The 13,798-nt window shown below is 44.7% G+C and carries 11 protein-coding genes; 1 reads left to right on the top strand and 10 read right to left on the bottom strand.

The window, feature by feature from the left end; all coding sequences use genetic code 11:
* Positions 1-7: 7 nt before the first annotated feature.
* The 3 genes from ABDD94_RS03755 to ABDD94_RS03745 form a co-directional block, all read right to left on the bottom strand.
* On the bottom strand, positions 8-1,723 hold the full coding sequence (locus tag ABDD94_RS03755; protein WP_345954747.1) for a glycosyltransferase family 39 protein: 1,716 nt from the start codon (positions 1,721-1,723) through the stop codon (positions 8-10).
* Between the two features lie 229 nt (positions 1,724-1,952).
* Positions 1,953-3,611 carry a M1 family metallopeptidase gene (locus tag ABDD94_RS03750; RefSeq protein ID WP_345954746.1) on the bottom strand — a complete coding sequence of 553 codons (1,659 nt, stop codon included), beginning with the start codon at positions 3,609-3,611 and terminating at the stop codon, positions 1,953-1,955.
* A 49-nt stretch (positions 3,612-3,660) separates the two neighbouring features.
* Positions 3,661-4,950, bottom strand: a complete 1,290-nt coding sequence (locus ABDD94_RS03745; RefSeq protein WP_345954745.1) for a hypothetical protein — start codon at positions 4,948-4,950, stop codon at positions 3,661-3,663.
* Between the two features lie 110 nt (positions 4,951-5,060).
* On the opposite strand from ABDD94_RS03745, the gene ABDD94_RS03740 reads away from it, so the two are divergent.
* Positions 5,061-5,609, top strand: coding sequence for a pyridoxamine 5'-phosphate oxidase family protein (locus ABDD94_RS03740; protein WP_345954744.1), 549 nt, complete (start codon positions 5,061-5,063; stop codon positions 5,607-5,609).
* Between the two features lie 296 nt (positions 5,610-5,905).
* On the opposite strand, the gene ABDD94_RS03735 is transcribed toward ABDD94_RS03740, so the two are convergent.
* The 7 genes from ABDD94_RS03735 to ABDD94_RS03705 form a co-directional block, all read right to left on the bottom strand.
* A complete protein-coding gene (locus tag ABDD94_RS03735) occupies positions 5,906-6,634 on the bottom strand; it encodes a head GIN domain-containing protein (RefSeq protein ID WP_345954743.1) in 729 nt (242 codons plus the stop codon).
* A 110-nt stretch (positions 6,635-6,744) separates the two neighbouring features.
* The gene (locus tag ABDD94_RS03730; protein WP_345954742.1) at positions 6,745-7,329 is read right to left on the bottom strand and encodes a hypothetical protein; all 585 of its coding nucleotides are present in this window, start codon (positions 7,327-7,329) and stop codon (positions 6,745-6,747) included.
* Between the two features lie 53 nt (positions 7,330-7,382).
* A complete protein-coding gene (locus ABDD94_RS03725; protein WP_345954741.1) occupies positions 7,383-8,795 on the bottom strand; it encodes an alpha/beta hydrolase in 1,413 nt (470 codons plus the stop codon).
* 101 nt (positions 8,796-8,896) lie between these two features.
* Positions 8,897-10,396 carry an L-arabinose isomerase gene (gene araA, locus ABDD94_RS03720; protein ID WP_345954740.1) on the bottom strand — a complete coding sequence of 500 codons (1,500 nt, stop codon included), beginning with the start codon at positions 10,394-10,396 and terminating at the stop codon, positions 8,897-8,899.
* Positions 10,397-10,503: 107 nt separating this feature from the next.
* A complete protein-coding gene (locus ABDD94_RS03715) occupies positions 10,504-11,202 on the bottom strand; it encodes an L-ribulose-5-phosphate 4-epimerase (protein WP_345949059.1) in 699 nt (232 codons plus the stop codon).
* Between the two features lie 66 nt (positions 11,203-11,268).
* Positions 11,269-12,942: a ribulokinase gene (locus ABDD94_RS03710; RefSeq protein WP_345954739.1), complete on the bottom strand. Its 1,674-nt coding sequence runs from the start codon at positions 12,940-12,942 to the stop codon at positions 11,269-11,271.
* Between the two features lie 79 nt (positions 12,943-13,021).
* The gene (locus ABDD94_RS03705; RefSeq protein WP_345949061.1) at positions 13,022-13,726 is read right to left on the bottom strand and encodes an NUDIX domain-containing protein; all 705 of its coding nucleotides are present in this window, start codon (positions 13,724-13,726) and stop codon (positions 13,022-13,024) included.
* Positions 13,727-13,798 lie beyond the last annotated feature (72 nt).

The raw sequence follows: 13,798 nt of genomic DNA, 5'->3' as shown, positions 1-13,798 counted from the left end.
GGATAAGTTATTGAACGGTAAAAGTAACAATACGGCTGTTACGCCCCCCTGGAAAAGGCGTGGTACGGATAGAAAAGATCAAATCATACTTTCCTTTGACATTAGGCGCCTTAACGGTGAGGGTATAGTTAGCCTTTTGGTGTGAGGGGATGATTAATTGATTAAAGCTTGGTTCGGCTCTTCTTAATATGGCCTGCTCTTCGCCCTCATAAAAACAGGCACGTAATACGGTGCTATTTTTTTGCCGAATACCGCCAAAGTTTACCGTATAGCTATACGGATTAACCAGTTGCAGCTTAAAAGTTACCGCTTCCCCGGGCCTGGCGGTAACTTTGTACCGGTCAGACAGGATATCGATTTTTTGATACGTGCGCACATTGTTTACCCACTTGCCGTACCACATGCCAAGCTTGGTGTTTATACTATCTACTCCCGGTCCATGCAGCGGGTAGGTAACCAGGTAATAGGCTTTTTTATGCTGTAGGCTATCTTCAATGGGCCACAGCTCGTACTGTGTACGGCGGTAGTCAAATACATCATACGAAAAGCCTTTAAGGCTGCGGGTATAGTAATTGTATTTAGACGCCGGTTGGAAGCCTAACGGCATAATCACATAATTATTTCCAGCTTTTTGTTTGATGTGAGCTGCCCATTCATCGTGGTAAAAATAATTTTTTACGGTGGGCAGGTTTTTCACGAACGGCACTCCGGCTATAAGCATCACCCTGAATAGTATAATGATGGCTGCATTAATAAACGCCAGGCGATACGCCCATACCGGCTGTACAATGGTTTGTTTAAGCTTGATGAGTACCAGCAGCAGTAAAGGCACAAAGCCAATAAGCGTCCAGTGGGGTTGTACGTTGCCTTTGGCGGTATTGAGCCAAAAGAAGATAAACATACCTGCCGCATTAAACACCAGGCAGCGTATAAAAGCATCTTTAACTTTTACCCGCGAGCTGTAATAGAACAACAGCCATCCAACCAGCGGACCAGCCATCAGTAACTGCGCCGGAATATATTGTAAAGTGCGCGAAAATTCATACACCGCTGACGAACGCTCGAACAGGTGATAGTTAACTGATGGATAACCATGATTAACCTGCCATAATATATGCGGCAAATACAGCAATACAGTTAGCACAGGTATCACCCAAAACGTTAACCGTTTTAACACTTTTAAGTTGGCCAGCAGCGTAAAAAACAGCAATAAAACGCCATGATACTTGCTATACAGTAACAGGGCTATAACCACACCCAGCAGCAGTGCCAGCGGCCAGCTGTCTTTCTCTAAATATTGTTGGTATACGTAGTAAAATAAAACGCTGAATAAAAGCAAAGGCGCATCGGGAGTGGTGGTAAAGCCGTAAATATTAAAGGCAAACACACCGCAAAATAAAATCACAAACCACCGTGCATCGGCCTGGTAGCGGCGGGCTATTAACCACAATAAGTAAGCCGACAAACTGCTGCTGATAACGGTCATTAACCGCAAGCCTAGTTCGTTTGGTATGAGGGCATCCCCCATCCGGATAAACAAGGCCACCATAGGCGGATGATCATAATAGCCCCAATCCAGAAAGCGGGAATACATCCAGTAGTAAGCCTCATCGGAGTGAATGCCCAGCGTGGCAGCCTGCAGCAGGTTAAGCACCGTCCACCCCAGTATAAAATACGTAATGTATTTAGCAGAAGTATTTTTACTGAGGGTAGTATTAAACATGCTTTAAACCAATAATCAGGGCAAATGTAGGCATTTAGGAATTAGCCCTCTAAATCTGCCCTTATAGAAGATTCCAAATCAAGCCGTCATTTCGAGCCATGGCAAGAAACCTTTTCAAAGCGATAAGCCTGTCAGTTCGAAAAGATATCTCACTACGTTCGAGATGACAGGGATTTTATTGATACCGTAATTAAACCCACCCCTCCCGGGGAGGGGTTGGGAGAGGCTGCTACTTCATCCTTATATAAAACTCCTGCGTATCCACCTCCAGGTTATCCTGGGTTAAGCCAGGCATATTTACAGGTGCATACTCGGTATTTAATTTAACCAGATAATACTCACCTCCTTTTTTACGCAGCTTAACGGGCATGGTAAAGCCTTTTACGTCGGCCGTCCACTTGGCGTATACTTTGTTATTCTCGTATTTTAAATTCAGTTCGGGAATGTTAGTATAGCGCAGGTATTGGTCAAAAATGGGCGTAAAATTTTGCCCGGCTTGCTGGCTAATATAGTTAACAATTTGCTCGGTGGTAACCGTTTGGTGATAGAACGTTTTGTTCAACCCGCGCAAAATACTGCGCCATTTGTCATCATCACTGATAATAGCACGCACCGTACCCAGCAAGTTAGCGCCTTTGGGATACATATCGCCCGAGCCCTCTTTATTCACATTGTACGGCCCAATAACGGGTTCATCGTTTTGTATGATTTTGCGAAGACCCTCTATATACTCCAAACCGGCCTGCTTACCGTAATAAGTTTCAATAAATAACGACTCGGAGTAATTGGTAAAGCTTTCGTGTATCCACATATCAGCAATGTCTTTGGAGGTGATATTGTTGCCAAACCACTCATGCCCGCTTTCGTGCACGATGATAAAATCCCAAGTTAAGCCACGCCCCGTGCCCGACAAATCGCGCCCCAGGTAACCGTTGCGAAACTTATTGCCATAGGCTACGGCGCTTTGGTGCTCCATACCCAGGTGCGGGGTTTCTACCAGCTTGTACCCATCCTCATACCAGGGGTATGGGCCAAACCAGTTCTCAAATGCCTTAAGCATGGGTTTCACATCACGGCCAAACTGCTTTTTGGCCAGTTCCAGGTGATAAGGCAGCACCCAGTAATCCAGTGTTAGTTTTCCTTTCTCGCCGTTATAAACATCATCAAAGTGGGTATAATCGCCTATGTTGGCGGTAACATCATAATTATTAATAGGATTAGCTACAAACCAGTCGAACCGGGTGTAGCCACCGGGCAGTTCTGTAGTTTTACGCAACCGGCCGTTCGATACATCTTTTAACCTCTTTGGTACACTGATACTAATGAGCATACTGTCCACCTCGTCGGCCTGGTGGTCTTTAGTGGGCCACCAAATACTGGCACCGGCCCCCTGGCAGGCCGTAGCTACCCAAGGCTTACCCGTAGAATCGCGCGTGAACACCACGCCACCATCCCAGGGCGCACGCTTGGCTACCGTAGGCTTACCCGAGTAGTACACAGTAAACTCATCTTTGCTGCCTTTGGCAACAGGCTTGGGGAAAGTCACAAAAACGGCATTTTCCTCGCGGGTAAAGGGCAGTTCTTGCGTGCCGTATATTACTTTATCTACCTTTAAGTTGGCATACAAATCAAATTGCAGTTTGGTAAAAGCCTGTGTTGATGTGAACTTAAACTGTGTGCTGCCGCTAATGTACTGCTGATCTATATCGAATTTCACATCAAGGTGATAGTAATTAATATCGTAACAGGTGCGCAACGGCGTAAGCATACCGCGTAAAGTATCGGCCCGGGTATAGGCAGGCTTCTTTTGCAGCAGCTGTGCCGAGGCTGTTAATGATATAAAAGCTGAGGTTAGCGCCAGCAAAAATATTTTGATTGATGTATTCATTTTAAAGAAAAAGTGCCGTTGGTAGGCCGCTGATGCAAATAAACAAAACTTACCGGTTAAACGGATACTCATTTATCCAATGGAAGCCACGGTTCATGAGCAGAAAGTCTTTCGATTCTATTTTGCGCATGGTAACTTCTATGTTATTATTATATAACTTCCCCTTAAGCAAGAGCAAACCGGGCTTTACGGCCGTGTAATACAATACTTGCCGATGATTCTGATCCTGCTCATAAAACCCAAGCGACTTAACGGTGGTATCGGTAAGAAGTTTGTATGTTTCAACACTATCGTTCATGACATAGATTTGTGCGTTACCGAAGGCGCTGATATTTAACCTGCGCCAGCGGATAGCATCGGTAAGCACCGGCGCCAGGGTATCGCCGTCGGTCACAAAAGTTTCGACATTATACAGGCCTGTTAAGGGCGGCTTGGGCGCATCGTCTCCGTAAAGTTTAAAGCCTTGTATACAGTTCTCTACCGTACTCGCAGTTACAAAAGCAATAAGCAGGTATTTGAGGCTTATCAGCGTAATATTCATCCATCGCTTTGTAAAACGTTTAGGACTTAAGTTAGCGGGCTGCGCTAACCGGTTTAAAAAAAAGAAGTTGATAAAGCGGGCAAAGTCTTTTGATAGCAGGTACAGGCATATTACCACCATCATGGTCGACAGGATTTTCACCGGCACATCAAAGCAATAATTAATAGCCATAATATTGGCCGATACCACCAGCGCTATTACCGCACCCAGCAAAGCCGTTTTGCGGAACAGCAATAGCAAACCGCAGCTTAACTCGGCAAAGCCGGTAAAATAATTATAGCCTTTGGAGTATCCCATAAACGTCCAAGCCAAGCCCATTGGTGATGAACTGCCGTAGGTTTGCAGCAAGCGCGCCGGCCCGGGTGCTGGAAATTGCAGCTTAATTACCTTTACCGCCCCGTAAGAGACCATGGTAATGCCTAAATAGAACCGTAGTATAACGTTTAACCAATAATACAGCTTATCGTAATTACAGGCCTGCCTATTTACGGCCGACCATACCGTGGCCCCCACTAAAGCTACTGTTACACAAAATAGAAGTACCAGGTAATCATAAGTGGTATCGCCGCTGCCATTGGTAAAGGTGGTTATGGGTTCTGGAAAATGAAAAATATGGGTACCGGCCCAAACCACCAGGCCGTGCATGGGCTGTATGTAATAATTATAAAAAATCTCCAGAAATGGTACCGCTCCGTTGGGGTTAAAAAAGATAAAAAGGATGAAAAACAGGATGGCAAAGCGGAATGCCCATTTTTGGCCCGAAGGCCATGGTGTACTCAAGGTTTGTGCAGGTTGCATGGGTTAAGGTTTATTCATAAAAGCGGCTGATTGAATATAGTAATAACATCATGAAAATGAAATTATTATATAATGCATACCTTTGCCGTTCCTGAACATATCAACACACCATGGGAAAGTTTTTTGACCGTATACAACCCCAGCACCGGGAGTTTATTGAAAAACAAAAAATGTATTTTGTAGCCAGTGCTCCATTGAGCGCCGACGGCCATGTTAATGTATCGCCAAAGGGACTGGATAGCTTTCGCGTGCTGAACGAAACACAGGCTGCCTACCTTGATATAACCGGCAGCGGCAACGAAACATCGGCACATATATTAGAAAATGGACGCATTACCTTAATGTTTTGCTCTTTTGAGGGGCCGCCGCTTATTTTGCGCTTATACGGCAAAGGGCGCACCGTACTACCCAGCCATGCCGAATGGGAAGAATTAGCCGCCTTGTTTGATAATCTACCGCTATCTACCCGGCAAATCATCGTTATTGATGTGCATAAAGTACAAACCTCATGCGGTTTTGGCGTACCCTTTTTTGAGTACACCGGCGAGCGAGACCTTTCGTACCGATGGGCCGAGAAAAAAGGCGAGGAGGGCCTGACCGAATACCGCCAGGAGAAGAACAGGGTAAGCTTAGACGGATTGCCTACCGCATTATTTTAACCGAACATACTAAACACCAAAAGCACATCATAAGATGTGCTTTTGGTGTTTTTCAATTACTGCAATGAGCCTGCAGTCAAATAAAACGGAGTACAGATAGGCTGTTTCAGCTACTTTTGGCGGAACACTTTGCCCCCTAAAAAAGCCTAATCCTTTTACTTTTTGGCATTTAACAGTGTTTACCTCACTGACATAAAATTCGTCAATAAACTTTTGTAAAATTGATGATCAGGGTGCTTAATAAGAGGCTCGCGCCAGATGGAACATCCGTAATGCAAGGATCTTGATTAATTTTTTTAATATCTGCTGATATCGCCGCTACCGGTTTTAGATGTTGAGATTTGCTTAGCACCGCCGGTGTAACGGATGTCGCCGCTGCCGGTTACTGCGGCATCTACTTTTTGACTGGCGTTAACAACTGCATCGCCCGAGCCTAGTACCTTTACAATAGAATTGGTAGTAAGCAAGCCTTTAGCTGTAAAATCACCCGAGCCTGAAACTTTTGAGGTGGAAGTTTCGGCACGACCAATAACCGTAATATCGCCCGAGCCCACTATACTGCTGGTTAGGTTTGTTACCTCTACTTTACCCGTAATATCGCCCGAACCGCTTAAACTTAAAGCTAATGACTGGGCCCGAATACCGTCCTTAAAAAACACATCACCAGAACCCGAAAGACTGATGGCGTTCAGATTTTTAGCTGTAACGTGTACTACACGCTTTTTATCGCCCCAGTTCCAGTTAAAGCCCTGGTTTTTGGTATAGATTTTCAATACCCCGCCTTTTACTTCGGTGATGATATTATTTATTACGTCGTCATCAGCCTCCACTTTAACCGACTCGCTGCCACCCTGCATAATATAAACATCAAACGAACCGGCCACACTTACAGCTGAAAAGCCCGACAAATGACGATCCTGTGTTTCTATAAGGTATATCTTGCTTACCGGTGCTGGCTTGGCAAAAGTTTGACCCGCACCTGCAGTAAGTGCAGCAATTATCATAGTTTTGGCTATTAGTTTCATAGTGTTTGTAGTTTAGTTTTGAATTAGACGCTGGTTTGGGCCAGTTGATTACAGACTTTAATAATTTTACTAAACTTTTTCTACACGTACAGCACTGCGCTTATATACAGTCACCTCTTTGTGAATAGTATGTTTTTAACACTTCTGCTCTGTCCTTTCCAAGTCATTGTTTTTCCATCCGCACTTATTTCAATGTTATAATTTTCGCCAATTAGTCCTAAGTGTTGCAAATTAAGTTCTTCTGGCTCCGTTGGACGTGTGCCAACAATAACAGATCGAAATTCAAATAACGCACTCGCTTGGGGACCCACTTTTTTAGGCAAATAACGATTGTAAGCAAGGAGCCGGAAACCTACCTCGTATCTTTTATTTTTGTAATTAAGACTTCCGGATACGTCATTGTATAATTTATCAAAAGGGGTCTCGTATTTAATGAGTGTAATTTCAAGATTGGCGAAATCTTTAAGAACTGTGTCTTTATAAATACCTACTTCATTCGTACCAGGAGCAAATGGAGAGATTGCAACCTCTTTCATATGCCAGGTTCCGGTGAGTTGTGGCCTAATGCCATCCATTATTAACGCGGAGGTTTCATTATTATCAAGTTTCCTTGTAGTGACATCTTCCTTACCTTTGTTACAAGCAACCATTGCAACTAAAATAACTAAACCGAATAGGGATAAAAATCTGTACATATAAACAAATAATCTTGTCGGTGAAGTTAAGAACTTAATCAATAATTAAGGCCTTACCGCGTTGCTTTTATCCAATCAGACACTTTTTGTAACACAAGTGGGTTTACTGTTTCTTCTGTTTTTCCATACTCGTCGGTAGAGCCTGTCTTTACTTTCTGAAAAAAATGATTCATTTGCGGCATGGGTACTTCCTGATGATGAGTGTTGCCTGCTTTTTGCAAACTGCTGCGAATACTCGCCAAGTTGGCCTCACTGTTTACCTGCATATCCAGCGTACCGTTAAGGGCTAACACCGGGCACTTTACTTTTTTTAAATATTGAATGGGATCCATACCCAAAAAGTACCTGAACCAAGGCGTAGTTACCGTCTTAATACTGGCATCAATAATATCCTGTAATTTTGCTTTACCTAAGGCGTTTGACGGATACTTTTTCCATTCCTCATTTAAAACAGCAGCAAGTTTTACTTCCAGTTCCTTCTTTGGCAAATTTGGATTATTCTTAACCGCATTATATAACCTCTCGTTAGTAGCTGCATTCATCTTTGCCATTTTTTCGGAAGCTCCGGCCTGGCGGGTAAGGTCTGCCGTTTGCTGAGCCATTAACTCGGTAATAGGAACACCCGGACCGGCAAGCAATACTATAAACTTGACTGCCTCATTACGGCTTGCAACCATAGGGGCAATTAAACCACCCTCACTATGCCCTACCAAACCAATTTTTACGCCCGCCATATCCGGTCTTGATTGCAGGTAGGTAACGGCTGCCTCAGCATCATCGGCAAAATCGGCACTGGTAGCAGTTTGGAAATTACCTGTAGATTCGGCAACGCCGCGGTCATCATACCGCAACACGGCTATGCCCTGGCGGGTGAGCCAGTCGCTCCAAACCAGAAACGGCCGATGGTTATATTGTGTTATTTCTTCATTGCGGTTTTGCGGGCCCGACCCGCTAATCAGCACTACAACTTTCGATACTTTACCATCAGCGGGCAGGGTTAAGGTACCAGCCAGTTTAGCACCGGCCTTAGGGCTCTCGAAAGCAACCTGCTCTTGTTTGTAAGGAAAATCTTTAGGGTCTTGCATACGTGCAGGAAGCGCAGTTACCGCAGCCTGTTGCTTATTTGCTAAAACAAGCGGAAGTTGCATGCCCCCCTGGCTAAAGGTGCCGTTTATTTTACTGCTATCGGCCAGGTAAGCGCCTGTATACTTAATACCATATTGCGCCGCATCAATAACAAGTTGATTATTCAAAAACGTGGTGCTACCTGTTTGCAGCCCCTTTGCTCCCTGGTTAGGACTGTCCATTGTACTCGTATAAGTTTTGCCAGCTCTTACAATATGAAATACCAACGGAATTCCTGTATCACCAACTTTCAAAGTTCCGTACCAATCTCCAACTATACCCTGGGCAAAGCAATAACTAAAAAATGAAACCAGTAAGCAAGTAAGAAGCGCTCTTTTCATAATTGGGCTTATGTTATTTATATCTATCTGCGTTACAATATACAAAAAAAGCCACTGTGCAATTAGGCACAGTGGCTTTTCTTAGGAGTATAAGTTTTGGCTTATTTAATCATTTTGTAATAAGCATCATTCCAGGCAATTTCTTTTTGGAACTCGCGCAGTTTGGTTTCTTTACCAATGAGCAAGTACTCAATGCCCGCCATTTCGGCAAAGGCGTGCAGGTGCTCATCAGTTAAATTTTGGCTGTAGCAGGTATGGTGTGCACCACCGGCATATATCCAGGCTGCACAACCAGCTTTCATATCCGGGTATGGTTTCCACAATACACGGGCTACCGGCAGTTTAGGCAGGTCATGCTCAGGCTCAACAGCTTCAACTTCGTTCACTATCATGCGGAAACGGTTACCCATATCTACAATAGAAGCATTCAACGCAGCACCACCGGCCACGTTAAATACTAAACGCACAGGGTCGGCCTTGCCGCCAATACCTAAGGGGTGTACTTCGACTTTGGGTTTACCTGTAGCAATAGCAGGGTCAACCTCCAGCATGTGCGAGCCTAATACCATAGAATTGTTGCCGTCAAAATGGTAGGTATAATCTTCCATAAAGGCGTTACCACCTGGCAAACCAGCACCCATTACTTTCATAGCGCGTACCAGGGCCGCAGTTTTCCAGTCACCTTCACCGGCAAAACCGTAGCCTTCTGCCATCAGGCGCTGCGCACCGATACCGGGTAGCTGTACCATGCCGTGCAAATCTTCGAAAGTATCACTGAAACCTTTAAAGCCACCTTGTTTTAAAAACGTACGCAAGCCTACTTCAATTTTAGCAGCCTCCACTAAACTTTGGTATTGATTGCCGCCTTTTTGCAATTCAGGCGCTACGTCGTACAGGTCATGGTACTCAGCAATCTGCTGATCAATCAGCGAGTAGTCCAGTGCGTTGATAACCTGCACCAGATCGCCGATACCATAAGTATTTACTGAGAAGCCAAATTGTAATTCGGCCTCTACTTTATCGCCGTCGGTAACGGCTACGTAGCGCATATTATCGCCAAAGCGGGCAAATTTAGCACCTTGCCAATCATGCCAGCCAGCTGCAGCACGTGCCCAAACAGCAATCTGCTCGGCTACTTCCTGCTCTTGCCAATGGCCTACAACCACCTTGCGGCGCAAACGCATACGCGACATCATGAAACCAAACTCGCGGTCGCCGTGGGCACTCTGGTTCAGGTTCATAAAATCCATATCAATGCTCGACCATGGAATTTGACTATTGTATTGAGTATGCAAGTGCAATACCGGCTTTTTGAGGATGCTCAATCCACGAATCCACATTTTAGCGGGCGAAAACGTATGCATCCAGGTAATTAAACCAATACAGTTAGTGGTTACGTTAGCTTCCTGTATCAGGTTGTAAATCTCTTCTGATGATTTTACAGTGGGTTTAAACACCACTTTAACCGGCACTTGTGGCGTAGCGTCCAAACCACGGGCAATTTCTTGCGAATGTTCGGCAACCTGCTTTAGCGTATCCTCGCCATACAAATCCTGGCTACCGGTAACAAACCATACTTCTAATTCTTTTAAGTTTATCATGAGTTGTTTTTTGAGGCCTGAGACACTGAGGTAAAAGGCCAGATGTTTTTATTGGTATTTATAATTATATTTAGCACAGGCTACCGGCAACTGGCATTTGGTTACTATCAACTTTGTCCATAATACGAATCCGGCCCATGCTTGCGCTCGTAATGCTTGCGGATAAGAGCATCTTTTAAACGTGGTGCCTGCGGATTTATTTGCTCGGTTAGCAACGCCATTTTGGCTATAGCCTCCAAAACTGCGCTGTTATGTACCGCTTTAGCGGCCGTTTTACCCCAGCTGAAGGGTGCATGGTTACCTACTAGCACCATCTCCACTTCTTTATAATCCAGCCCTTTTTCACGAAATACATCCATGATCTGGTAACCGGTTTGGTATTCGTAATCGCCTTTAATGTACTCGTCTATCATAGGCGGCGCGCAAGGGATATCTACCGTATTATAATCGGCATGGGTAGTTCCAAAAATTGGAATATCGCGTTGCGATTGCGCCCAAGCCGTACCGTAAGTAGAGTGCGTATGACATACGCCGCCAATCTCAGGCCAGTTTTTGTACAATACCGCATGTGTTTTGGTATCTGACGATGGCCTTAACGTGCCCTGAACGGTATTGCCGTCAAAGTCAACAATTACCATTTTATCGGGTGTAAGGTCCTCATAAGGCACACCACTTGGTTTAATCGCAAACACGCCCTGGCTGTGGTCGGCTGCGCTAACGTTGCCAAAAGTAAAGATCACCAAGCCCAGTTTGGGCAGCTCCATATTAGCTTCGTAAGCGGCTTGTTGTATGTGTTGATAACTCATTTTTATTTTTTGGATATCACTTTTCGTTTTTAGATTCCTTTAGTCAACTGTATTGACAGAACTGATTTAAACTAACTTTTCAGTAAACGCTCCTAAAGCTAAATATTGCTGGTAACGTTTGTCGTAAAATTCTGTATTAGCAGCTTCTGGTTGGTATTCCACGTCAAAGCCTCCGCCCATGGCGGCCATAGCTTCTTCAACCTTAGGGTATATACCGGCTACGGTAGCAGCAAACATGGCTGCGCCTAAAGCACAGGTATGCTCAAACTGGTGTATGCGGATCGGCATCTGTAATACATCGGCCATCATTTGCATAATATAAGGCGATTTTTTTGCCACACCGCCTATGCCAATAATACCTTCAACCGGCACGCTTTCACTTCTGAAACGTTCTACAATATTACGTGCGCCAAAGCAGGTCGCTTCAGCCAGTGCGCGGAACACACGCGGAGCATCGCTGCCCAAGCCCAAACCGGTTATAGTTCCCTTGAGCAACTGGTTAGCGTCGGGCGTACGGCGGCCATTAAACCAATCGATGGCCAGTTCGGCTTTTTCATCGAGCGGTAGGGCTGCGGCTTGTTTGCTAAGTTCAGGTATAATTTTGCCTATCATTTCCTCTTTTAAGGCTTCGGCAGTTTGCGTATCAATCACAGTGGAATTGCTCAAAAGACTTTCGAGCGGCCACGCCACCAGATTTTTAAACCAGGCATAAGTATCGCCAAAAGCCGACTGACCAGCTTCCAAACCAGCCATGCCTGGTATAACCGAACCGTCAACCTGTCCGCAAATGCCCTTAACCAATTTGCCTTCCATATCGCGGTTAGGAGCCACCAAAATGTCGCAGGTTGATGTACCCATTACCTTGCTCAGGTGATAAGGCTCAATTTGCCCGCCTACAGCACCCATATGTGCATCAAAAGCACCTACGCCTATAACTACTTCAGTGGAAAGGCCTAAGCGACCAGCCCACTCAGCACTTAGATTGCCTGCAGATACATCAGACGTATAAGTGTCTTTATACAGACGTTCGGTAAATCCTTTCAATAGCGGATCGAGCGATGAAAAGAATTCATCGGGTGGCAAACCACCAAACTCCTCGGCCCATAAAGCTTTATGCCCGGCTGAACAGCGGCCTCGCATTATCTTATCAGCTTCCGTTCCACCGGTTAACAGAAAAGGTATCCAGTCGCAATGTTCAACCCATGAATAGGTAGCTTCGCGCACACGTTCATCAACCCGCAAAACATGCAGCAACTTAGCCCAAAACCACTCCGATGAATAAATACCACCAACATACTGCAGGTAATTCGTATCAAACTTTGTGGCATGTGCATTAATTTCGGCCGCTTCCTGTACCGAGGTATGGTCTTTCCAAAGCACAAACATGGCGTTTGGCTCTTGCTCAAACTCCGGCAATAGTGCTAGGGGAACACCTTGTTTGTTTACTGCTACAGGAGTTGAACCTGTGGTATCAACAGCGATAGCTTTTACCTGGGCAGCCACTTCGGGGCCGGCTTTAGCAATACAATTTTTAATGGTTTGTTCCAGCCCTTCTATATAATCGAGCGGATGCTGGCGAAACTGGTTTTTTGCAGCGTTACAATACAGCTGCTTTTGCCAGCGCGGGTAGTAAAATACAGAGGTGGCTAGTTCTTTGCCGTCGGCAGCGTTTACGATTACCGAGCGTACAGAGTCAGAACCGTAATCAACACCGATTACATATTGAGGTCTATCAGTCATGGTTAGCTATTAATTGTTATTTTGACAGTTAATAGAACGTAAAAGTAGGGTTCTAAACTATCACTGCAAAAAAATTTTATCAGAAAAATTGAAGGTGATCGGGTGTAATAATGAGGCTAAAAATTTTATATAGATTTTCCTTGTATCGTGCTTTATCCAGCGTGTAATAAAAAGCTCCTTTTTTTGAGTTCAGCTTATCTTTTTCATTTAGCTTAATGAGCAAGCCGGTTGAAAGTAGCTTGCGGCTAAAATTACGTTTGTCAAAATTCACCTCGTAAATGGCATCGTACATGGCCTGTATCTGCGGCAGGGTAAATTTCTCGGGCAGCAGCTCAAATACGATGGGATGCAGAGCGGCTTTATATTGCAAACGTTTTTTGGCCAGGTTCACCATTTCATCATGGTCAAAAATCAGCTTCGGCACATTTTTTATCGGGAACCATTCAGCATGATAATCCGGACTTAATTGCTTTTCATACCGGGCAATGTCAATCAATGCAAAGTAAGTGATACTAATGGTCCGCTCGTTCGTATCGCGGTTTACTGCGCCAAAGGTGTGCAACTGTTCCAAATAAACGCCCTGCAAACCGGTAAGTTTATGCAAAATACGGCTGGATGCATCGTCTGCACTTTCATCTTCTTCTACATAGCCACCCATGAGGCTCCATTTGTGCATTTCGGGGTTAAAGCCTCGTTGAATCAGCAACAGTTTTAAATCTGCTCCGTCGAAACCAAAAACAATACAATCAATAGCAACAGCAATATGCGGCGGACGTTTTTTCATTCAGCGTATTTGTAACCGTAGCGAATGTAACAATTTAGCGAAACAAATAAAATTAAGCATACCTAAATGCGC

The sequence above is a fragment of the Mucilaginibacter sp. PAMB04168 genome, from assembly GCF_039634365.2.
Lineage (GTDB): Bacteria > Bacteroidota > Bacteroidia > Sphingobacteriales > Sphingobacteriaceae > Mucilaginibacter.
Note: the sequence above shows the minus strand (reverse complement) of the source record. Positions and strands in the feature narration are given on the sequence as shown.